This is a genomic window from Sandaracinus amylolyticus (assembly GCF_000737325.1).
GTDB lineage: Bacteria > Myxococcota_A > Polyangia > Polyangiales > Sandaracinaceae > Sandaracinus > Sandaracinus amylolyticus.
Map to the genome: position 1 here is coordinate 9,640,288 of NZ_CP011125.1, position 21,722 is coordinate 9,662,009.

Genomic DNA, 21,722 nt, shown 5'->3' on the forward strand with positions numbered 1-21,722 from the left:
GCGTTGGCACTGGCAGTGCCAGCGCTGGCACTGGCGCGCACCGGTAGACTCTCGTCCATGCTCGACTGGAAAGCACGAATCGCGGTCGCGACGATCGCAGGCGTGATGCTCGGCTGCGGGGACGACGACACGACCGCCGCGCTCGATGGCGGTCCACGCCAGGACGGTTCGGCGCCGATCGATGCGTCGGCGCCGCTCGATGCGTCGACACCGATCGACGCGCTCGTCGCGATGCCCGATGCGTTCACGCCGGTCGACGCGGGCCCGCCGGTCGATCCGCTCGGCGGCTCGGTCGAGGTCACGCGCGTGCAGGGCGGCTTCGGCTTCGTGGAAGGCCCGCAGTGGCTCCCCGAGCGCGGCGTGCTGATCTTCAGCGACATCCCGCGCAATCGCATCCACCAGCTCGCGCCCCCCTCGACGATCACGTTGTTCGCCATGCCGAGCGGCGGCTCGAACGGGCTCGCGATCGACGGCGAAGGACGCGTGCTGCGCGCCGAGCACGTCGGCCGTCGCGTCGCGCGCGAGCAGAGCCCGGGCAGCACGACGTGGGTCCCGCTCGCGACCGAGATCGACGGGGACACGCTGAGCTCGCCGAACGATCTGATCGTCGCGCGCGACGGCACGATCTACTTCACCGATCCGCCCTACGGGCTCGAGGGTCGCGCGCAGGAGACCGACTTCCACGGCGTCTACCGCATCGATCCGAGCGGCACGCTGCACGTCGAGGATCGCGGCGCGCTCGACACCCGCCCCAACGGCATCGCGCTCTCGCCCGACGAGTCGCTGCTCTACGTCGCCGACAGCCAGCACGGTCGCGTGCGCGTCTTCGACGTCGAGGACGACGGCTCGCTCTCGCCGCCGCGCGTGCTGACCGACGACACGCCGGGCAGCGACGGCCTCGCGGTCGACGTCGCGGGCAACCTCTACGTCACGAGCAGCCGAGGCGTGATGGTGCTGCGCCCCGACGGCAGCGAGTGGGGCACGATCGAGATCGACGAGCAGCCCGCGAACTGCGCGTTCGGCGACGCCGATCGACGCACGCTCTACGTCACCGCGCGCACCGGGCTCTACCGAGTGAGTGGCCTCGTGATCGCGGGGATCCCGTGAAGACGACGGTGCTCGCCGCGACGCTCGCGCTCTTCGTCGCGATCACGCCGGGCCTCGCGCGCGCGGATGGCGGCGTCTCGGGCCCGCAGCTTTCGTCGGCGCTCGTGCTGATCCCGATCGCGCCCGGTGAGATCACGTTCCTGATCGCCGACATCGTCTACGCGGCCGAGCGGCGCTCGATGCCCGAGGGCTGGGCGTTCGCCGAGATCGCGTGGGCGACGCTCGAGCTCGCGTGGGCGGGGACCTACGCCGCGACGGCGGCGACCTCGGACCACCAGGTCCCGTGGTTCGACGTGACGTACGTGCTCGGGTTCGCGCTCGCGGGCACGTTCCACCTCGTGCACGCGATCGTCGCGCTCTCCGACGCGATCCACGACCAGCCCCCGAACGTCGCGCTCACGATCGCGCCGACGCCCGGGGGCATCCGCATCGACGGCGTGTTCTGATCAGCGCCCGTCGTCGTCGCTTTCGCCGATCGCGCTGGTGTCGATCGTCGCGAGCTCGGCGAGGCGCGCGCGGATCTCGAGCGCGTGCCGCTCGTGCGGGTGCTGGCGCACCCAGCGGCTCCACACGCGCTCCGCCGAGCGCGGCCAGCCGAGCGCGAGGTACACGTGACCGAGCGCGAGCGTCGCGGCGTTGGCCTCGCTGCGGCGCGGCCAGCGGCGCGAGATCGAGCGAAGGACGCGCGTGGCGCGCGCGAGCTCGCCGCGCTCGATCAGACGACGCGCGCCCTCGAGGCGGCGCGACGACGCGTGATCGCCCGACTCGACCTCGAGGATCGCGAGCGCGTCCTCGACCGCGACCTCGCGCGGATCGCGCGGCGGAGGCGGTGCCTCGCGAGGCTCGCGGCGCGCGTCGATCGCCGCGCTGCGGGGCGCGGTGCCGTGATCGGGATCGGGCGCGATGCGGACCCCGAAGCCCTCGACCGCGACGAACGCGATCAGCGCGCCGAGCGCGATGCCCGCGCTGAGCGTGCCCGCGACCCGCGCGATGCCCACGCCGCGCAGCGGCTTGCGCTCGATCTGCAGCGCCTGCTGCGGCCCCGGCGTCGCGATCGCGTTCGCGACGCGCGGTCCCTCGGCGAGCGCGCGCTCTTCCTCGGCGCGGCGTCGCGCTTCGGCCTCGGCGCGCTCGGTCTCGACCCGCAGCCGATCGGCCGCGGACGGCGGGCGCAGCCGCTCGCTGCTGCGGCGCATCCGCGCGGCCATCACCTTCGCGACGACGTCGTCGACGATCTTCTCGTCGCCCTCGCGCGGCGCGCGCGCCGCGTCGAAGTCGGACATCAGCGTCGACTCGAGCTTCGCCTCGCGATGCGACGCGACGAGCATGCGCGCACGGCGCGTCTCGGCCGCGTCGGGATCGCCGCGGCGTGCCACGTCGACCCAGCCCTCCACCGTGCTGCGCTCCGGCGACGGCGTGCCGTTCCCGCGATCCGTGGGCTTCATCGGGCCCCTCCGAGCAGCTCGGCCAACGTGGGATCGGACTCGATGCGATGCCGCAGCGACTCGCGCGCGAGACGCACCCGGCTGCGCACCGTGTTGAGCGGCGCGCCGGTCACCTCGGCGACCTCTTCGAGCGAGAGGCCGAGGCACACCCGCAGCGCGAGCGTCTCGGCCTGGACCTCGGGCAGCTGCTCGAGCAGCCCGCGCAGCGCCTCGCGACGGCGCGACGCCTCGCCGTCGTCCTCGCCGATCGCGGCGAGCGCGTCGATCTCCTCGACGAGCGCGACCTGCTGGCGGTAGCGCTGGGCGCGCTTGCGGCGCTCGAGGCAGAGGCGCAGCGCGATGCGGCTCGCGTAGCGCGTGATGCTGCTGCGCCCTTCGAAGGCCGGCAGGGCGTCGACGACCGCCATCATCGACTCCTGCAGCGCGTCGTCGCGATCCGGGTGCCCGACGCCGAGCACCGCGCGCACGACCGCGAGCAGCGTGGGCGCCAGGTCGCGCAGCAGCGCCTCGAGCGCGTCGGAGTCGCCCTGCATCGCCGCGAACGCGAGCACCGTCGAGGGATCACGCGCTCGCATGCCGGACTCGGTGCGCTCGCGTGGCGGGAACGCGCGCTCTCGCGCGCCGTCGCCCGCGCCCTCGTCGATGACCCGCAGAAGCCCCGAGTCGCTCATTCCGCCGTCCTGCTGCATCACCCGCGGGGAGCTCCCGGGGCGACACTCTAGGGGATGCATCCCGGCCCGAGCGATCACTCGGGGCCGTGAGACCTCGCTTTTTCGTGAGAGATCGACGTACATCCCCATGTACCTCCTCACATCGCGGGTGTCGACTCGGAGCACTCACCGGTCTCCCCGCCGCCGATGCACACGCCGTCGACGCAGCGCGCGCCGCCCGGCCCGACGCAGTCCTCGTCGCCGCGGCACACGCACTCGCCGAGCACCGCGTCGCACCACGGCGCGCCCGGGCGCGTGCACTGCGCGTCGCTCTCGCAGCCCTCGCTGCAGGAGCCGCCGCGGCACGTCGCGCCGCCCTCGACGCACACCCGCACCGCGGCGCCGCCGGCGATCGGCGCGAGATCGATCTCCATCCCGAACCCGTCGCATGCGACGCCCGGGTCCTGCACCCACGCGCAGCGCCCGACGCCGCCGCCGGGATCCACGCAGACCTCACCGACCGCGCAGTCGTCGTTCGTGCCGCAGATCGAGCGCGTGGTGCCGCACTCGAGATCGACGGTGCAGCGATCGCGCAGCGCCCATCCGACGCAGCGCCCCGCGACGCAACGCGTCCCCGGTGAGCACGCAGTGCTGCCGTCGGAAGACGCAGCGTCGTCGCAGATCGGAGCGCACGCGAGCGCGCCGCCGGCGCGGCGCGAGCCACCCTCGAGCGCGGCGCCCTCGCACGCCGAAGCGGCGATCACCAGCGTGATCGCCGCCACGATGCGAGCGCCGTGGGCCGCGCTGCTCACGGCCTCCCGATCCACAGCTCGTAGCTGCCCGAGCCGGAGTACGCGTGCACCTGGTACGTGAAGTAGCCGGCGCTCGCGGTGTGGGTGATCTGCTCGGTCGACTGCGGGCTCAGCGAGCTCGCGACCTCGGTCCACGCGCTGCCGTTCCACTGGTAGAGGCGCACGTCGAAGTCGGTGCCCGCGGGGCCGCGGAGGATCGCGCGATGGGTGCCCGCGCGCGCCTCGAAGTACGTGCCGCCCGGCTGGGTCTGGCGGGCGCCCGCGGAGAGCGTCCCGGTGAAGCGCTCGCAGCCGGTGCACGGCGTGCCGGGATCGGGATCCGGCTCGGGATCGGGATCCGGCTCGGGATCGGGATCCGGCATCGTGCCGCCGCTCAGTCGGCGCACCGAGAGGAGCACGTTCGGCGAGCCGCGGAGATCGCCGATCTTGCCGTTCACCGCGCCCGCGAGGAGGGTCGCGATCACGTCGGCGGGCGTCGCCGCGCGGTTCACGCCGAGCACGAGCGCCGCCACGCCCGCGACGTGCGGAGACGCCATCGAGGTACCGCTCATCGAGGTGCTCGCCGTGTCCGACGACGTGCCCGCCGACGTGATCGCCTGGCCGGGCGCGAAGAGATCGACACAACGACCGAAGTTCGAGAACGACGCGCGCACGTCGCGCGACGTCGAGGCCGCGACGGTGATCGCGCTCGGCGCGCGCGCGGGCGAGACGTTGCACGCGTCCTGCGACTCGTTGCCCGCGGCGACCACCACGGTCACGCCTGCGCCCGTCGTGTTGCTGATGCCGCGATCGCTCGCCGTCGACGCGGGACCGCCGAGGCTCATGTTCACGACCGCCGGACCGCTCCGCGAGCGCACGATCCAGTCGAGCCCGGTGAGGATGCCGGAGCTCGAGCCGCTGCCGCTGCATCCGAAGACGCGCACCGGGACGATCAGCGCTTCCTTCGCGACGCCCCACGTCGTGCCCGCGACGGTGCCCGCGACGTGCGTGCCGTGCCCGTTGCAGTCGCCGGTGCCGCGGCCGTCGTTCACGTAGGTCACGCCGGCGCGCACGCGACCTGCGAAGTCGCGATGCGTGTCGCGGAGGCCCGAGTCGACGATGTACGCGGTGACGCCCGCGCCCGTCGAGCTGTACGTGTAGCTCCGATCGAGCGGCAGATCGTCCTGGTCGAGGCGGTCGAGGCCCCACGTCGCGCTCGACTGCGTCGCGTAGAGCCGGATGATCTCGTCCTGCTCGACGACGTCGACGCGCGCGTCGTCGCGCAGGTGATCGACGGCGGCAGCGCTCGCGCCCTCGACGACGAAGCCGTCGATGATGCCGATCGTGTGGACGAACGCGACGCCGTGGTCCGCCGCGACCTCGCGCGCGCGGTCCTCGAGCATCGCGGGGTCGTGCATGACCGCGGTGCCGGGCGCGAGCTCGTCGCCGGGAACGCGCGGCTCGAGCGGCGCGCGCGCGATCTCTTCGTCGAGCCACTCGCGATCGAGCATGACGATGTAGCGGCCCTCGATCGGCCCGACTTCCATCGCGTCGACGTCGAGCGCGCCGGGCAGCAGCTCGCTCTCGATCGATGCGGGCGCGTCTTCGCCCGTGTCGTCGATCGCATCGCTCGTGGGCGCGACACAGCCTCCGAGCGCGGCGGCGCAGAGCACCACCGCGCGCATCGTCTTCGACATGCGCTCCTCCTCGCCTTCTCGCGCGACGCGTGGTGCATCGCGGCCCCGGCGTGTTGTGGACGACCCTCTAGGGGCCGAGCGCACCGCGAAACGATCAACGCACCGACGAGATCGGTGTCAGGGTGTGAGACACGCGCGTGCGGCGCTCGACGTGCCCGACAGCACGACCACCGCCACGCACGGCGTTCGGCGTGCCCATCGGGCACCCACCATCGCGACGAACGGCGCTCGGCGTGCCCATCGGGCACGAACCATCGCTGCGAGCAGCGTTCGGCGTGCCCGACAGGCACCCACCACCGCGACGAACGGCGTTCGGCGTGCCCATCAGGCACCCACCACCGCGACGAGCAGCGTTCGGCGTGCCCGACAGGCACCCACCATCGCTGCGAGCAGCGCTCGGCATGCCCATCAGGCACCCACCACCGCGACGAACAGCGTTCGGCGTGCCCGACAGGCAGACGAACCTCACGCGCGGCGATCTCGCGACAAAAAGGAGAAGCCGACGCACCTCGCGGCGCGTCGGCTCCTCTCTCTCCCGACGGCGATGGGGCGATCAGCTCGAGGGCAGCGGGTAGAACCCGGCCTGCTCGACCAGCGCCTGACCGTCGGGGGATCGCACCCAGTCGAGGAACTCGCGCGACGTCCCGCTCGGCTCGCCGCGCGTGATCATCAGCAGGAAGCGCGCGAGCGGATAACGACCCGACGTCGCGTTCTCCATCGTCGGCGTGACCGGCTGTCGGTCCTCGCCCGCGATCGCGACGGTGCGCACGCCCGACGCGTAGCCGATGCCGCCGTAGCCGATCCCACCCGCGTCGCGCGACACCGCGTTGATCACCGCGGCGGTGCCGGGGAGCGTCTGCGCGGTCACCGCGAAGTCGGCGTCGTCGAGCACGTGCTCCTTGAAGTACGCGTAGGTGCCCGAGTTGTTCTCGCGGCTGTAGAGCACGATCGGGCGATCGGGCCCGCCCACCGCCGACCAGCTCGTGATCTGTCCGCGATAGATCTGCGCGAGCTGATCCATCGTGAGCGACTGCACCGGGTTGTCCTGGTGCACGTAGACCGCGAGCGCGTCGAGCGCGACGCGCGTCTCGGTCGGCGCCACGCCGTTCTGAGTGAGCTGCGTGCGCTCCGACTCGCGCAGCGGGCGGCTCGCGTTCGCGATGTCGGTCGTGCCGTTGAGCAGCGCCGCGATGCCGGTGCCGCTGCCGCCGCCCGAGACCTCGACGGTGTTGCCCGGATGACTGCGCGAGTAGCCCTCGGCCCAGCGCTGCGCGAGCACGACCATCGTGTCCGAGCCCTTCAAGCTCAGCCGCGCGCCCGCGCCCTCGGTGGTCGCCGCGCCTTCCTCTTGGCCACGGCCGCGATCACGATGACCTCCGCTGCACGCGGCGAGCGCCAGAGCGAGCGCGCACGCGCTCGCGAGAGAGACGTTGAGAGCACGCATCGTTTCGATCCTCCCCGAGCCCGATCAGAAGTAGAGCTGCGCCTGCAGGCGCACCTGATGACGCTCCGCGCGCGGGTCGTCGCCGAAGTAGTAGAAGTAGTCGAGCTGCACCTTCAGCGCGTGCTGCGCGATGTAGTAGCTGACCGCGCCGCCGAGCTCGCGGAGCAAGAAGAACTCGGCAGCCGGGTCGTTCTGATCGAGCGGGCGCGTCTCGCCGTAGCGCGCGGCGAACTCGATCGGGATCGGCGGCAGCACGTAGCCCGCCTGCGCGAACCAGCCCCACGCCGAGCGGCTGTACTCGGTCACGTCTTCGCCGTCGACGGTGCCGGTCGCCGAGGGCTGGTTCGCCTCGCGGTACATGATCTCCGAGAGGAACGAGAAGCCCGCCCACTTGAAGTGCACGTCGGCGTCGAGGTGCAGGTAGTCGAAGCGCGCGACCTGCAGCACGTTCTCGTGGGTGCTGCGCGCGCGGTTCGAGTCGATGTTGTACGCGGCGCTCGCGCCGATCGAGAGACGCGGCTGCATGCTGCGCGAGATGTCGCCCTCGGAGAGGTGATCGAACGAGCCGAACGGATTCACGCGCACCATGCCGGCGACGAGCGCCGAGTCGAGGCCACCGAAACGATTGCGCCCACGACCGCCGAAGAGGCCCGCCTGGTACTGCAGGAGACCGTTCAGGCCCAGGAAATCCTCGGAGATCAGCGTGACGCCGATGTCACGGTCGAGGTTCAGCTCGGCGACGACGCTCGAGCGATCGACGAACTGCAGCGCCGACGACGAGACCACGCGCTGCAGGCCGTAGGGCACCTTCATCTGGCCGAAGCGCACGCCGATGTCGCGGTGCGCCTGCCAGTTGAGATACGCGTCGCGCACCGGCACGAGCAGGTCGCGCTCCATGTCGCGCGGCGAGAAGCCGAGCTGGATGTAGTAGCGGAGGTCGCGCGTGAGCGCGTGGCCCGCGAACACGAGCCGCATTCGGCGGATCTGGAAGTCGAGCGCCCAGTGCTCGTCGGCGCCGGCGTCGATCGCGGTCTGCGTCGCGTGCGCGAGCGCGGCCTGCACCTGCACGCGCGCGCGGAGCTGGAGCGAGAACGCGTCACCGGCCGAGATCTCCACGCCGCGGCCGAGCTCGGCCGTCACCTCGACGTCGGGCTCCTCCGCCTCGGGCGACGACTCTTCTTCTTCGTCGGCCTCCTCCTCGGCTTCGGCCGCGGGCTCGGTGGTGGGCGCGGGCGCGCTCTCCGCGGGCGGCTCGGTGCTCCCGGCGGGCGGCGGCGGGATCTCCTCGGGCGGTCGCTCGGACGTGTCGGTGTCGGGCGCGACCGGAGCGGCCGCGGCCTCGGTCGTCACAGTCGTGTCGCTCTCTTGGGCCTCCGCCGTCGTGCCCCCGACGACGAAGGGCATCGTGATCGTCGCGATCGCGACGAGCCCGACCGCCATGCTCCTGTGGCGTGACATCCGTGAACCTCCCGCGACGAGCCAGGCTCGTTCGCGCGGCTTCGTACTCGCGCTGCGTGTCACGTGGGTGACGACACCGCGACGGAGCAGACAATCGGTGACGCGCACCGCGCGCGAGGGCCTCGGCGTCGCATCGACGTCACACTGCCGTCACCCCCGAGGCGCGCTGGGGCACGCGGCGCGCGCAGGCGCGTGACGAGACGATGGGGCAGCCGATGATGCACCCCTAGGACGTCGACACGTCGGACAGGGCACACAGCCCCTGGCTCGAGACATCGCCGACGATGTCACCCGAACCCGAACGTCAGCCGAACGAGCGTCGACGCGAGCGGGTCGCCGACGGCGTTCCGGCGCGCGGCGGCCGATCCGGCTCTCGGTCGCAATCAGCCTCCACGCCGCGACCCGAACGAGAAGCAAGCGGAGCTGGGGCCCCGCGCGCAGTGTTCGGGGAGGGGGGCCCCGATCCGGCTTCGCCGGTCGGGGGGAGGGGTCTTCCAAGACCCCTCCGGAACCTCAGCCGAAGCGGCCCGTGATGTAGTCCTCGGTCCGCTGCTCGCGCGGCTTCGTGAACATGCGCTTGGTCTCGCCGTACTCGACGAGCTCGCCCATGTAGAAGAACGCGGTGAAGTCGCTGACGCGCGCGGCCTGCTGCATCGAGTGCGTCACGATCACGATCGTGTAGCGCTCGCGCAGCTCGCGGATGAGCTCCTCGATGCGCGCGGTCGCGATCGGATCGAGCGCCGACGCGGGCTCGTCCATCAGGATCACCTCGGGCTCGACCGCGAGCGCGCGCGCGATGCAGAGGCGCTGCTGCTGACCGCCCGAGAGCGCGAGCGCGGAGGTGTCGAGGCGATCCTTCACCTCGTCCCAGATCGCCGCGTTGCGCAGGCTCTTCTCGACCTTCTCGTCGAGCACGCGCGTGTTCTTCTCGCCCGCGATCCGCAGCCCGAAGGCGACGTTCTCGTAGATGCTCTTCGGGAACGGGTTCGACTTCTGGAACACCATCCCGACGCGTCGCCGCACCTCGACGGGATCGACGCCGCGCGCGTACACGTCCTGCCCGTCGAGCACGACCTTGCCGTCGACGCGCGTGCCCGAGATCAGATCGTTCATGCGGTTGAGCGTCCGCAGGAACGTCGACTTGCCGCAGCCCGAGGGACCGATCAGCGCGGTCACCTCGTTGCGCAGCACCGGCAGCGAGACCTTGTTGATCGCCGGCTTCGCGCCGTAGAAGACGCTGAGCTCGGTCGCCTGCATCTTCACCGCTTCGGGCGACGGCGGCGTCCACGACGACGTGCTCGAGGGGACCGACGAAGTCTGTTCAGGCATAGGTCTTCGAGCGCGTGCGGATGCGCAGCACGATCGCGATCAGGTTGAGCGCGAACGTGAGCGCGAGCAGCACTGCGACGGTCGCGAAGAGCGTGGGGCGCGCGAGATCGACGTTCGGCGACTGCGTCGAGAGCGCGAAGACGTGGTAGCCGAGGTGCATGTACATGTCGCGCAGATCGGTCGGCAGGTACGGCAGGAAGTTCGCCGCGCCCGTGAAGATGATCGGCGCGACCTCGCCCGCACCGCGGCTCACCGCGAGCACCACGCCGGTGAGGATGCCGCCCGTCGCGTTGGGCAGCACGACGCGCCAGATCGTCTGGAAGCGCGTCGCGCCGAGGCCCATCGACGCGAGGCGTAGATCGTGCGGCACCGCGCGCAGCGCCTCCTCGGTGGTCACGATCACGACCGGCAGCGTGAGCACCGCGAGCGTGAGCGCCGACCAGATCACCGCGGGCTGGCCCCACACCGGAGGCCCGCCGTCGTCGCCGTAGATCGCGCTGTCGAGCCCGCGTCCGATGAACAGCACGAAGAAGCCGAGCCCGAACAGGCCGAACACGATCGACGGCACACCCGCGAGGTTGTGCACCGCGGCGCGCACCATCTTCGCGAGAACGCCGGTGCGCGTCGCGTACTCCGAGAGGTAGATCCCGGTCGCGACGCCGATCGGCACCACCGCGATCGTCATCAGCAGCGTCAGCAGCATCGTGCCGAAGATCGCGGGCCAGATGCCGCCGCCCACGAGATCCGAGCTCGGCGCCTCGCTGAGGAACCCCGCGTCGATGCGCGGAACGCCCTCGACCGCGACCGGTCCGAGGATCGCGAACAGCGCGCCGATCAGGATCGCGAGCGCGAGCCCGGAGAGCCCCGCGAGCACCCAGTCCGCGGTGCCGTACCTCATTGCTGCCCGCCCGCGGTGAGGCGCTTGTGCAGGCGCTCGACGACGACGACCGCGAAGCGGTTGAGCACGAACGTGACGACGAAGAGCATCGCGCCGAGCAGGAAGAGCACGCGCCAGTGCGCGTCGCCCTGCGCGACCTCGCCGAGCTCGCTCGCGATCGTCGCGGTCACGGTGCGCGCGCTCGTCGTCGGGTCGAAGATCTCCATGACCGCGGCGTTGCCCGACGCCATGAGCACGACCATCGTCTCGCCGATCGCGCGGCCGAAGCCGAGGATGATCGCGGCCGCGATCCCGGGAAGCGCGGCGGGCAGCACGACGCGCAGCACGACCTGGTGCTTGCGCGCGCCGAGCGCGAGCGCGGCGGCTTCGTAGTGCTTGGGCACCGACGTGATCGCGTCCTCGGCGACCGTGAACACGACCGGCGCGATCGCGAGCCCGAGCGCGATGCCCGCCACGATCGCGTTCAAGCGATAGGTGAGCGCGAACGCGTCCTGCACGAACGTCGCGAGGAGCATCAGCGCGAAGAACCCGAGCACGACCGAGGGCACGCTCGCGAGCAGCTCGATCGCGGGCTTGAGCACGTCGCGCCAGCGCGGCGACACGTACTGCGACACGAACACCGCCGCGAGCACCGCGAGCGGCACCGCGAAGACCATCCCGACGAACGTGATCTTCAGCGTGCCGACGAAGAGCGGGACGATGTTGTACTTCGGCGTCCCGCCGACCGGCTGCCACACGTAGACCGCTTCCTCGTACCCCGGCCACTGGTGCGGCACGAAGAGCGAGAGCAGCCCCGAGATCTCCTCCTGGGCCTCGGGCTCGAAGAAGATCGGGATCGCTTCCTTCGCGACGAAGATGAAGATCAGCGCGATCGCGAGCACCGCCACCGTCGCGAGCACGAGGATCACGCGCTCCGCGATGCGGTCCATCAGCGGCGCGCGATATCCGCGCCCGAGCGGCGGCTTGGGGGTCATCGTCGCCACCTCGGGCACCCGCTTCGGGACGGCCGCCACGGCCGGCGCGGCCGTCGTCGGCGGGGCCACGGCGGCGGACGCCGCGACGATCACCTCGTCACGCGACTGGCTCACGAGGCCTCCCGCGAAAGCAGGCCGGGGATGCATGCCGGCGTGGACATCGACGCGCGGCCCTCTCCTACCGGACCTCTGTGACGGCCGTGTGACGGCCCCGGATCCGAGCCGTGTCGGGCTGGGAGGAAGTGACGAACATCGCGTTTCGAGGGCCCGTTTGCGCGCGGCGTGCCTACGCCGACCACCAAGCGCGGTCTCCGCGCCGGGACGTGACCGAGCGGGGACGGGCGATCAGGCCGCGGCGGCGGGCGATTCGAGCCGCGCGCGCGCCTCGAGCCGCTCGAACAGCGCGAGCACGCCCTCGACGGTGTCCGTCGTGTTCAGCTCGCGACGGGCGACTGCGCCACCGTGCACCCCGTGCAGATAGCCCGGGTAATAACGCCGCATCGCGCGCACGGCGCGCGCCTCACCGCGCTCGGCCACCATCGCGGCCAGGTGCTCGCGACAGGTCGCGAAGCGCTCGACGATCGTCGGGGGCGCGACCGTTTCCCCGCGATCCAGGCGAGCCCGGACCTCCCGGAAGATCCAGGGATGGTCGATCGCGTGACGACCGATCATCACGCCCTCGCACCCGGTCTCGCGCATCGCGCGCTCGGCGTCGTCCGCGCTCTTCACGTCGCCGTTGACCAGCACCGGCATCGAGACGACCTCGCGCACCCGGCGCGCCCAGCTCCAGTCCGCCTGGCCCGAGTGCCCCATGCGCGCAGTCCGGCAGTGCAGCGTCAGCGCGCGCACTCCGACGTCCTCGAGGCGACGCGCGAGCTCGAGGATCGGCGGATTCTCCGGAGACGCAGTGCCCACGATCATCCCGGTGCCCGCGTGGACCTCGCCCTCGTACCCGATGCGCGTCTTCACCGTCACCGGCAGCGACACGCGCTCGACGAGCATCTTCGCCATCGCGACCATCGCGTCGGGATCGCGCAGCCACCCCGCGCCCGCGCCGCGACGCGCGATCTTCGGGACCCAGCACCCGCAGTTCACGTCGATCCAGACCGGCTGCGCGCGCTCGGCGACCTCGGCCGCTTCGGCGAGGCGCTCGGCATCCGCGCCGTAGATCTGGATGACGGTCGGGTGGTCGCCCGGCTCGAGATCGATCTTGTGCGCCGCGTTCTTGCACCCGCGGAGCAGCCCCTCGACGTTCACGAACTCGGTGAAGCAGAGGTCCGCGCCGCGATCGCGACAGATCTTGCGGAACACCGCGTCCGTCACGTCCTCCATCGGCGCGAGGATGGCGGGCTTGGAGCGGAAGTAGGCGTCGAAGTCGAACTGCGCGGACATGGGAGCCCGTGTTTGTGAAGCAGAGCGGGGCAGGCGTCGAGCGCCCCGAAAACGAAACGGGGGACCGGCTCGCGCCGATCCCCCGCCTCGTCGTGCGTCTCTCTCGAGACGCTCGGGCTCAGCTGCCCGAGACCGTCGCCTCGACGCCGCTGAACAGGATGCCCACCGAGAGCGACTCGCAGGTCAGCGGGTCGTCGGCCGTCGGCTCGAGGTCGGCGATGTTGCCCAGGATGTCGAGCACGGTGCCGCCGAGGCCGGCCATGATCTCCTCGGCCGCCTCCGCGACTTCCTCGACGCGGACCGAGCCGCCGATCGCGCCGTTCGCGAGCGCGGTCGGGGTGATGTTCGCGCGGACCTGCGCGTCACGGATGTTGAGGTCGAGCGCGACGTCACCGGTGTTGATCGCGATCGTGAGGAGCTCGGTCTCGACGCGCAGGCGGCCGTTCACGATCGAGCCGGTCTGCACGCCGCCGATCGCCATGCCGTCGAAGGTCTGGCCGGGCGCGAGCGTCGAGCCCGAGACCATCGGCGCGCCGCCACCGGGCACGCTGCCGAGGTACAGCTGCACCTGGACGCTCGAGTCGTTGGTGTAGCTGTTGATGTCGCGGACCTGCATCATGATCAGCAGGCTGCCCTCGGTGATCTGCTCCGCGAGCGTCGAGTCGATGTCGCCATCGCCGAGCAGCGAGCCGATCGTGTCGACGAGACCGCCGAGCGCGTTGTCGACGCCGCTCTCGCCGGGATCGTTCTGCGAGGTGTAGTCGGGCGAGCGCTCGACGCAGGTCGCGCCCGTCGCCGAGCCGTCGGAGTCCACGCCATCGAGGTTGAAGCCCGGCGCGGGATCGTTGTGCCGCGACGTCGTCATCGGGATGGAGATGGTCGAGACCACGTACGAGCGTGTCACCGGGTCCATCGTGTCGTCGCCGCCGTCGTCACCGCCGCAGGCGACCAGGCTCATCGACGAGCCAGCGAGCGCAGCGCACCAAGCCAACTTCTTCCAGTCCATCCCCATGTGCCTCCTGATGAGAGCCACGAACGCGACGCCCCGGGATTTCCAGGTCCCGTAAGCCGGCGGCGCTTGTAACACGGCGCCGTTTTCGCGTTCAAGAAGCGCGAGCCTAACATTCGACGGGATTTCTCCGCGCCCCCCGCGCGTGCGATTCCGCCAGCGCATCGCACCCTTGAACACGACGCCCTCCGCGCGCGTCCTCCCCTCGCGCGGATGTGCCCGGCGTGTCGCGCTTGAACCCTCGGAACGTGCTGATATAAGAGGCATTCCGTCGATGGGATTCACCCCTCTACCCATCACCGCCTGGAGCGCCGTCAACGCGCTGGGCACCACGACGCGCGACGTGCTGGCCAGCCTCGACGCGGGCAGGACCGGTCTCGCCCCGCCGCCCTTCGAGCTGCCGTTCCCCACGTTCGTGGGCGCCACGCCGGACCCGCTCCCGCCGCTCCCGCGCGGTCAGGAGGCGTACGACTGCCGGCTCGCGCGGCTCGGCATGCTCGCGCTCGACGACGTGAAGGACGCGGTGGATCGCTCGATCGCGCGCTGGGGCGCCAAACGCGTCGCGATCCTGATCGGGACCAGCACCGGCGGGCTCGACGCCACCGAGCTCGCGTTCCGCCACTGGGTCACCGAAGGCCGTCTTCCCGAGAGCTTCTCGCTGCGCACCCAGCACGGCTTCGACGCGCTCGGCGAGCTCTACGCGCGCGTGACCGGCATCGAAGGTCCGACCTACGTCGTGAGCACCGCGTGCTCGTCGAGCGGCAAGGTGCACGCGTCCGCGGCGCGCCTCATCCGCGCCGGGCTCGTCGACGCCGCGCTCGTCGGCGGCATCGACTCGCTCTGCCGCATGACGCTCCACGGCTTCAAGGGCCTCGGGATCCTCAGCGAGCAGCGGTGCCGCCCGTTCGCGAAGGGGCGCGACGGCATCAACATCGGTGAGGGCGCCGCGCTCATGCTCCTCGAGCGCGACGACGCGCATCAGGTCTCGGATCCGCTGCGCGTGCACCTGCTCGGCGTCGGCGAGTCGAGCGACGCGTACAACATGAGCTCGCCCGAGCCCCAGGGACGCGGCGCGCGCGAGGCGATGCAGCGCGCGATGGAGCAGGCGGGCATGCTCCCCGAGCACGTCGATCACCTCAACGCGCACGGCACGGCGACGCAGCAGAACGACATGTCCGAGTCGCTCGCGATCGCTTCGCTCTTCGGGGATCGCGTCCCGGTCGTGTCGACCAAGGGCTACACCGGCCATCTTCTCGGCGCCGCGGGCGCGACCGAGGGCGTGTTCGCGATCCACGCCGTGCGCACCCAGCGGCTCCCGCGCGCGCTCGGCTCGGAGGAGCTCGACCCCGAGATCCGCATCCAGGTGCCGCTCGAAGGCCCGGAGCGCTCGATCAAGCGCGTGCTGAGCAACTCGTTCGCGTTCGGCGGCAGCAACGTGTGCCTCGCGATCGGGATCCCGATGGAGCGCGTCTCGTGAGGCCGCTCTATCTCACCGGGATCTCGCTCTGGTCGCCGGGGTACCGCGATCTCGCGGCGTTCGTCGACGACGCGCGCGATGCGAGCGTGACCGACTGCAGCGCGCGATGGGTGCCGCCGCGCCTGGCCCGCGGGACCTCGCGCCTCACGCGCATGCTCGGCGAAGCGGCCGCGGCGGCGTGCGAGGCGGGCGGCGCGGATCCCAGGACGGTCGCGACGATCTACACGTCGGGCTACGGCGAGATCGAGACGATGATCGTCCAGCTGCAGACGATCTTCGCGGGCGACGGACAGCTCTCGCCGATGCGGTTCAAGAACAGCGTGCACAACTCGGCGAGCGGCCTCGGCTCGATCGGTCAGGGCAACCAGGGGTTCTCGACTGCGATCGCCGCCGGTGATCGCAGCGTCGAGGCCGCGCTGATCGAGACCTGGACGCTGCTCGACGAGCGCGGCGGCGACGCGGTGATCAGCGCCGCCGACGACGCGCTGCCGGCGCCGCTCGACGCGCAGTGCGCGCGCGAAGGGCTCGCGATCGGGCTCTGCCTCGCGAGCGAGCAGCCCGCGCGCGGCGCGCTCGCGATCCTCGACGGACTGCGCATGGACGACGAGGCGCTCCCGCTGCCCGACGCGTTCCGCGGCCGCGCGCTCTCGCGCGAGCTCGCGACGAACCCCGTCGCGACGGTGCTCCCGCTGATCGACGCGGTGCTCGAGCGTCGCGAAGGGCGCGTGCCGCTCGCGTTCGGCGTGGCGCGCCCGTGGTCGATGCACGTGCGCCCGCTCGCGCCCGTGCGTACGTGAGACGAAGCCTGGACGGCCCGCGCGGCGCGACCCCAGAGATCGCCGACTCCAACCCATGCAGCACGACGTCATCGTGATCGGCGGTGGTCCCTCCGGGTCGACCACCGCGAACCTCCTCGCCCAGGCGGGCTTCCGCGTGCTGGTGCTCGAGCGCGAGGTGTTCCCGCGCTTCCACATCGGCGAGAGCCTCCTGCCCTGTGACCTCGAGGTGTTCCGCCGGCTCGGCGTCGATCCCGACCAGCACGGCTTCCTCTACAAAGCGGGCGCCGAGTTCCTCGACGAGCGCATCGGCGGCCACACCGAGTACCTCTTCGCCGACGCGCTGCCCGGCACCGCGGATCACGCGTACCAGGTCGAGCGCGCGAAGTTCGATCACGTGCTGCTCCAGCGCGCCGAGGAAGTCGGCGCCGAGGTGCACCAGGGCGAGCGCGCGCTCGAGATCGCGATCGAGGCCGATCGTGTGCTCGTGAAGAGCGATCGCGCGAGCTACGAGGCGCGTTATCTCGTCGACGCGACGGGCCAGGACGCGGTGCTCGGCCGTCGCGCCAAGACGACGAAGCAGCTCGTCGACTTCGGTCTCGCCGCGACGTTCTCGCACTTCGAGGAGCTCGATCCCGCGATCGATCGCGAGCTCTGCGAGACGACGAAGGGCAACATCAAGGTCCTCTTCGTCGACGACGGCTGGTGCTGGGCGATCCCGCTCGGCGGTCGTCGCATCTCGATCGGGCTCGTCTCGCGCCGCAAGGGCATCCAGAGCGCGTGGCTCGAGGAGACGATCGCGCGCTCCCCGTTCCTCTCGCGCGTCACGAAGGGCGCGACGCGCCACCGTCGCCCCGGGATGCTCGCGAGCTTCTCGTTCCACAACGAGAAGCAGCACGGCGCGCGATGGTCGTGCACCGGTGATGCGGCCTGTTTCCTCGACCCGGTGTTCTCGAGCGGCGTGTCGCTCGGCATGGTCGGCGCGTCGCACCTCGTCGACGCGCTCGTCGCCGCGCTGCGCGAAGGGCGCGAGGCCGATCCCGCGCTGATGGACGCGCACGCGAAGCACGTGGGGCACGCCTACGACGTCTTCGCGACGCTGATCAACAGCTTCTATCACACGGGTCTGCTGCACGGGCTCTTCTTCGCGCCCGAGCAGGACCCGATGCTGCGCAAGGGGCTCACGAGCGTGCTCGCGGGCGACGTGTGGCGCGACGACAACCCGTTCCAGCAGAAGCTCATGAGCAGCAAGCGCCGCGTGATCTCGCTGCCGCCCACGGTGAACGGTCCGGCTTGAGAGCCGTCCGAATCGGCTCGGCCACGGAGAGCCCTCCCGTCCGCGTGCTGCGCACGCTCCCGTGCGGGCCCTCCGAGGCCGAGCACTCCTGCTGGCACTGAGTTGCAACGCCGCCCCGATGGGGCCACTGTTGCGCGCTTTTTCACGTCGGGGACGCGTCAGATGAGCGAACTGGAACAGCAGATCAAGGAGCTGATCGTCGAGGCCCTGATGCTCGACGACGTGCGTCCCGAGGACATCGACAGCGACGCGCCGCTCTTCGTGACCGGCCTCGGCCTCGACTCGATCGACGCGCTCGAGCTCGCGATGGCGATCGACAAGAAGTTCGGCGTTCGCATCCGCGCCGACGACGAGCAGAACAAGCACATCTTCGCGAACGTGAAGAACCTCGCGGGGTACGTGCAGCAGCACAAGTCGAAGTGACGCGCGCGCTGCGCGTCGCCCTCGTCGTGCTCAACGCGATCCTGGTGATCGCGTACCCGCTCGCGGTGTTCTACGGGCTGACGCACTTCGGCGCGCGCGCGGTCTCGATCATGGTGCTCGGGCTGATGGTGCCCGGGCTCGCGTGGCGGTTCCGCAAGGCCGATCGCGCGACGTTCTGGTCGGTGGTGCGGGTGCCCATCGCGATGCTGCTGCTGATCTTCGGCGGCATCGCGACCGACGATCGGCGCTTCCTGCTCGCGCTGCCGGTGATGATCAACGCGGTGCTGCTCGTGGAGTTCGGCAGCACGCTGCGCGCGGGCGCGACGCCGATGATCGAGCGCTTCGCGCGCATGCAGGAGCCCGAGCTCGACGAGGCGAAGCAGCGCCACTGTCGCCAGTGGACCTGGGCGTGGTGTGTCTTCTTCCTGCTCAACGGCGGCACGGCGGCCGCGCTCGCGCTGCTGGCACCCGTCTGGTGGTGGACGGTCTACACCGGGGGCCTCGCGTACGGGCTGATGGGCCTGATGTTCGCGGCCGAGTACCTCGTCCGCCGCCGGAAATTCGGGTGAGGCGCGGCCGGGATCGGCGCGCCGGGAGCCGGACACGGCCCCCGGAGCGCTCGAGATCGCGCGTCGGGATCCCGGAATCGACCCCCAGAGCGTTCTGCGAGTCGTTTCCGAGGGTTGGACACGTCCTCCCGAACGCTCGGGGGGAACTGTCCGGATCTCGGAATCGTCCCCCCGAGCGCTCGGGGGGAACTGTCCGGATCTCGGAATCGTCCCCCCGAGCGCTCGGGGGGAACTGTCCGGATCTCGGAATCGGTGCCCCGAGCGCTCGGGGGGAACTGTCGGCGACCCGGACGGGAGCGCCCGAACGTTCGGTCCGTCGAGTCCGGGACCCGGACGAGCGATCGTGTTCGCTCTGGGGCCCTATTCCGACTGGAAGAGCGCTCTCAGGGACTCGCGGCGGAGCTTGCCCGTGCCGGGGTCGCGCGGGAGCGCGTCGACGATGCGGATGCGCCGCGGGATCACCACCGGATCGAGCCACGGCAGGAGCGCGGCGCGGATCGTCTGCGCGGTGTGATCGGGCGCGACGACCGCGGCCCAGCTCTCCCAGCCGCGCGCACCGCCGACCTCGATCGCGAGCGCGGCCGCGTCGGACACGCCGGGGATCGCGAGCAGGCGCGCCTCGAGCTCCGCGATCGACACGCGCGTGCTGCCGACCTTGAGCACTCCGTCGACGCGACCGAGGTGGTGGAAGCGCCCTTCGTCGAGCACCGCGACACGATCGCCGCCGACGTACGGGCGCGACACGCCGGGGTCGAGGAACGGCGAGTCGATCAGCATCCGACCGCCCTCGCCTTCGCGCACCTTCACGCCCTCGAGCGGCGTCCACGGCGCCCCGGCACGATCACGCCACGCGATGCCGCCGGTCTCGCTCGAGCCGAGCACCTCGGTGACGCTCCACCCGAAGCGCTCGCGCAGATCCTCGGAGGTGTCGGCGGGCAGCGGCGCGCCCGAGCTGAAGACGCGCGCGACGCCCTCGATGCGGCCCGGCTCGAGCACGCGCAGCGCGCGCAGGTGCGCGGGCACGCTGACGAGCACGCGCGTCTGATCGCGCGCGATCAGCTCGGCGAGCGGCTCGGCGTGGAGCACGGTCTCGCGCGCGAACGACGCGCCCGACACCAGCGGCACCAGCACGCCGAAGAGCAAGCCGTAGATGTGGTGCGGCGGCACCGTCGCGAGCACGCGATCCCCGCGGCCGATCGCGAAGGTGCGCGCGAGGGTGCGCGCTTCGCCGACGAGCTGGCCCGCGGTCTTCGGGCACGCGGTCGGCGCACCGGTGGTGCCCGACGTGTAGACGACGACGATGCGGCGATCGCTCGCGAGCGGCGCGGGCGGCGCGTAGACCTCGCCGTTCGGCTCGGGGCGCGACGCCACGATCGCGCGCACGTCGAGGCCCGCCATGTCGTCGACGTCGTGCAGCACGGTCTGCACGGTGCCGCTCTTGCGCAGCGCGGTGACCATCGCGGGCTGCGCGTTCGGCGGCAGCGCGACGACGTAGCCGCGCTCCCACGCCGCGAGCATCGACGCCGCGAACAGATAGCGATCGTGGCAGACGAGCACGAGCTCGCTGCGCCCACCGCGATCGCCGCGCCCGAGCTCGGGCAGGTGCGCTGCGATCGCGCGCACGTCGGCCCAGAAGCGCGCGGCGCTGCGGGGCTCGGGACCGGTCGTGACGGGGTCGTGCGCCTGATGGCGTCCGAGCAGCGCCGGGAGCGAGTGGGTCACGGGACGCGCGAACCATAGCAGGCGCGCGCGACGCGCCACGTGCCCGCACGCACGGCGACGCATCGGCACAACACGCGCGCAGACGAGCCGACATCGGGCGCTGCATGGACGCCAGGATCTTGGTCGAGGTCACGGTCGCGCTCGTCGTGTCGAGCATCGCGGGCGCGATCGCGTTCGTCTCGCGGCTGAGCTACGCGGGCACCGGTCGCTGGCTCGTCGCGCGCTTCGACGTGCTGAAGCCGCTCGGCGAGCTCGCGGCGAGCTCGAACGACGGCTCGGCGCTGCCGCGCGCGCTCGATGCGTGGGCGCGCTGCGCGATCGCGCCGATCATGGGCGACGACGAGTGGCTCGCGTCGTTGCCGGGCGAGACGCGGGTGATGCTCGCGCGCTGGTGGCGGATCGCGAACGGCCACGACGCCGTCGCGCGCGTGCAGGCGCTGCTCGCGACGCGATGCTGCGCGTGGGATCGAGTGCGCGCGATCCACGTCGTGATCGCGGCGAACCGCGCGGGCTACGTGACGCGGGAGTACACGCGCAGCGCGGTGCTGCACGCGTGCCGCGAGCTCCAGGCGGCGTATCCGTCGTTCGATGCGATCGCGTCGGAGTACCTCGTCGCGCGGCGGCGCTGGGCGCAGCTGCCCGCGGACGGCTCGGGCGACGACGCGTCCCAGCAGCGGTGCGTCGCGAACGTCGCGACGTTCCAGCGGCGCGACTGGGACGCCGTGCCCTTCCACCTGTTCTTGTGCGCGTGAGGAGGTCGGTGATGGCTCGAGCTCTCGTGATCGCGGCGATCGCCGCGAGTCTCTTCGTCGCGTCGAGCGCGATGGCGCAGCACAGCGGCGGCAGCTTCGGCGGCGGGCACTGGCACGGTGGCGGCGGACACCACGGCGGTGGCGGCGGCTATCACGGCGGTGGCTATCACGGCGGTGGCTTCCACGGCGGCGGCTTTCACGGCGGTGGCTTTCACGGCGGTGGTGTGCACGGAGGAGGCGGCGGCGGATCGGGCGCGGGCTCGCTGTACGGGATCGTCACGATCATCGGGGTGATCGGGCTCGGCCTGGTCGGCGTCGTCGCGGGAGGGATCGTCGAGCGCCGCTGCCGGGAGAGCGCGCCGCGAGCGCGCTGTCGCTTCCGGACGTGCGCGCACTGCGGCGCGGTGATCGACGCATCGCTCGAGCGGTGCCCGCGCTGCGGTGGCTGACGGCCGCGTGAGCCGCGCTGCGGCTGGCCCGAGATCGTGATCGGCGCGGGCCGAGCGCGATCG

At 71.7% G+C, this 21,722-nt stretch carries 22 protein-coding genes; 9 read left to right on the plus strand and 13 right to left on the minus strand.

Features of this window, described 5'->3' with window-relative positions; all coding sequences use genetic code 11:
- The first annotated feature begins 57 nt into the window (after window positions 1–57).
- Entirely contained in the window at window positions 58–1,107 is a 1,050-nt protein-coding gene (locus tag DB32_RS40795; RefSeq protein WP_240481313.1) for an SMP-30/gluconolactonase/LRE family protein, read from the plus strand.
- Window positions 1,104–1,553 carry a hypothetical protein gene (locus DB32_RS40800; RefSeq protein ID WP_053238070.1) on the plus strand — a complete coding sequence of 150 codons (450 nt, stop codon included), beginning with the start codon at window positions 1,104–1,106 and terminating at the stop codon, window positions 1,551–1,553. The genes DB32_RS40795 and DB32_RS40800 overlap by 4 nt, the downstream gene beginning before the upstream one ends.
- On the opposite strand, the gene DB32_RS40805 is transcribed toward DB32_RS40800, so the two are convergent.
- The 12 genes from DB32_RS40805 to DB32_RS40855 all read right to left on the minus strand — a co-directional run bounded on the left by DB32_RS40805 (window position 1,554) and on the right by DB32_RS40855 (window position 14,374).
- Window positions 1,554–2,552 (minus strand): tetratricopeptide repeat protein, encoded by a 999-nt coding sequence (locus DB32_RS40805; protein WP_053238071.1) that lies wholly within the window; start codon window positions 2,550–2,552, stop codon window positions 1,554–1,556.
- Window positions 2,549–3,223, minus strand: a complete 675-nt coding sequence (locus DB32_RS40810) for an RNA polymerase sigma factor (protein WP_169791715.1) — start codon at window positions 3,221–3,223, stop codon at window positions 2,549–2,551. Before DB32_RS40810 ends, DB32_RS40805 begins: the two co-directional genes overlap by 4 nt.
- 137 nt (window positions 3,224–3,360) lie before the next feature.
- Window positions 3,361–4,014 carry a hypothetical protein gene (locus DB32_RS40815; RefSeq protein WP_157070262.1) on the minus strand — a complete coding sequence of 218 codons (654 nt, stop codon included), beginning with the start codon at window positions 4,012–4,014 and terminating at the stop codon, window positions 3,361–3,363.
- On the minus strand, window positions 4,011–5,690 hold the full coding sequence (locus DB32_RS40820; protein WP_157070265.1) for a S8 family peptidase: 1,680 nt from the start codon (window positions 5,688–5,690) through the stop codon (window positions 4,011–4,013). Before DB32_RS40820 ends, DB32_RS40815 begins: the two co-directional genes overlap by 4 nt.
- 94 nt (window positions 5,691–5,784) lie before the next feature.
- The gene (locus DB32_RS47720; RefSeq protein WP_157070267.1) at window positions 5,785–6,159 is read right to left on the minus strand and encodes a hypothetical protein; all 375 of its coding nucleotides are present in this window, start codon (window positions 6,157–6,159) and stop codon (window positions 5,785–5,787) included.
- Window positions 6,160–6,243: 84 nt separating this feature from the next.
- Window positions 6,244–7,134: a phosphate ABC transporter substrate-binding protein gene (locus tag DB32_RS40825; protein WP_075097747.1), complete on the minus strand. Its 891-nt coding sequence runs from the start codon at window positions 7,132–7,134 to the stop codon at window positions 6,244–6,246.
- A 24-nt stretch (window positions 7,135–7,158) separates the two neighbouring features.
- The gene (locus tag DB32_RS40830; RefSeq protein WP_157070269.1) at window positions 7,159–8,592 is read right to left on the minus strand and encodes a porin; all 1,434 of its coding nucleotides are present in this window, start codon (window positions 8,590–8,592) and stop codon (window positions 7,159–7,161) included.
- Between the two features lie 513 nt (window positions 8,593–9,105).
- Window positions 9,106–9,849 carry a phosphate ABC transporter ATP-binding protein PstB gene (pstB, locus tag DB32_RS40835; protein WP_053239127.1) on the minus strand — a complete coding sequence of 248 codons (744 nt, stop codon included), beginning with the start codon at window positions 9,847–9,849 and terminating at the stop codon, window positions 9,106–9,108.
- Window positions 9,850–9,913: 64 nt separating this feature from the next.
- Window positions 9,914–10,819 (minus strand): phosphate ABC transporter permease PstA, encoded by a 906-nt coding sequence (pstA, locus tag DB32_RS40840; RefSeq protein WP_053238075.1) that lies wholly within the window; start codon window positions 10,817–10,819, stop codon window positions 9,914–9,916.
- Window positions 10,816–11,907 (minus strand): phosphate ABC transporter permease subunit PstC, encoded by a 1,092-nt coding sequence (gene pstC, locus DB32_RS40845; RefSeq protein WP_240481314.1) that lies wholly within the window; start codon window positions 11,905–11,907, stop codon window positions 10,816–10,818. Before pstC ends, pstA begins: the two co-directional genes overlap by 4 nt.
- Window positions 11,908–12,138: 231 nt before the next feature.
- Window positions 12,139–13,185, minus strand: a complete 1,047-nt coding sequence (locus tag DB32_RS40850; RefSeq protein ID WP_053238076.1) for a tRNA dihydrouridine synthase — start codon at window positions 13,183–13,185, stop codon at window positions 12,139–12,141.
- A gap of 118 nt (window positions 13,186–13,303) precedes the next feature.
- Window positions 13,304–14,374 (minus strand): hypothetical protein, encoded by a 1,071-nt coding sequence (locus DB32_RS40855; protein WP_157070271.1) that lies wholly within the window; start codon window positions 14,372–14,374, stop codon window positions 13,304–13,306.
- 94 nt (window positions 14,375–14,468) lie between these two features.
- Here DB32_RS40855 and DB32_RS40865 point away from each other — a divergent pair, with 94 nt between their 5' ends.
- From DB32_RS40865 to DB32_RS40885, 5 genes are all read left to right on the plus strand, one after another.
- On the plus strand, window positions 14,469–15,671 hold the full coding sequence (locus tag DB32_RS40865; RefSeq protein WP_053238080.1) for a beta-ketoacyl-ACP synthase: 1,203 nt from the start codon (window positions 14,469–14,471) through the stop codon (window positions 15,669–15,671).
- Window positions 15,668–16,468, plus strand: coding sequence for a beta-ketoacyl synthase chain length factor (locus DB32_RS40870; protein ID WP_169791716.1), 801 nt, complete (start codon window positions 15,668–15,670; stop codon window positions 16,466–16,468). Before DB32_RS40865 ends, DB32_RS40870 begins: the two co-directional genes overlap by 4 nt.
- 55 nt (window positions 16,469–16,523) lie before the next feature.
- Entirely contained in the window at window positions 16,524–17,744 is a 1,221-nt protein-coding gene (locus tag DB32_RS40875; protein WP_053238082.1) for an NAD(P)/FAD-dependent oxidoreductase, read from the plus strand.
- A gap of 171 nt (window positions 17,745–17,915) precedes the next feature.
- The gene (locus tag DB32_RS40880) at window positions 17,916–18,167 is read left to right on the plus strand and encodes a phosphopantetheine-binding protein (protein ID WP_053239129.1); all 252 of its coding nucleotides are present in this window, start codon (window positions 17,916–17,918) and stop codon (window positions 18,165–18,167) included.
- The gene (locus tag DB32_RS40885; RefSeq protein ID WP_053238084.1) at window positions 18,164–18,736 is read left to right on the plus strand and encodes a COG4648 family protein; all 573 of its coding nucleotides are present in this window, start codon (window positions 18,164–18,166) and stop codon (window positions 18,734–18,736) included. The genes DB32_RS40880 and DB32_RS40885 overlap by 4 nt, the downstream gene beginning before the upstream one ends.
- A 360-nt stretch (window positions 18,737–19,096) precedes the next feature.
- Here the strand turns inward: DB32_RS40885 and DB32_RS40890 are convergent, their stop codons facing one another.
- Entirely contained in the window at window positions 19,097–20,458 is a 1,362-nt protein-coding gene (locus DB32_RS40890) for a class I adenylate-forming enzyme family protein (protein WP_169791717.1), read from the minus strand.
- A 104-nt stretch (window positions 20,459–20,562) separates the two neighbouring features.
- On the opposite strand from DB32_RS40890, the gene DB32_RS40895 reads away from it, so the two are divergent.
- The gene (locus tag DB32_RS40895) at window positions 20,563–21,210 is read left to right on the plus strand and encodes a DUF1266 domain-containing protein (protein ID WP_083458379.1); all 648 of its coding nucleotides are present in this window, start codon (window positions 20,563–20,565) and stop codon (window positions 21,208–21,210) included.
- An 11-nt stretch (window positions 21,211–21,221) separates the two neighbouring features.
- Window positions 21,222–21,659, plus strand: coding sequence for a hypothetical protein (locus tag DB32_RS49285; RefSeq protein ID WP_205627122.1), 438 nt, complete (start codon window positions 21,222–21,224; stop codon window positions 21,657–21,659).
- The last annotated feature ends 63 nt before the right edge of the window (window positions 21,660–21,722 follow it).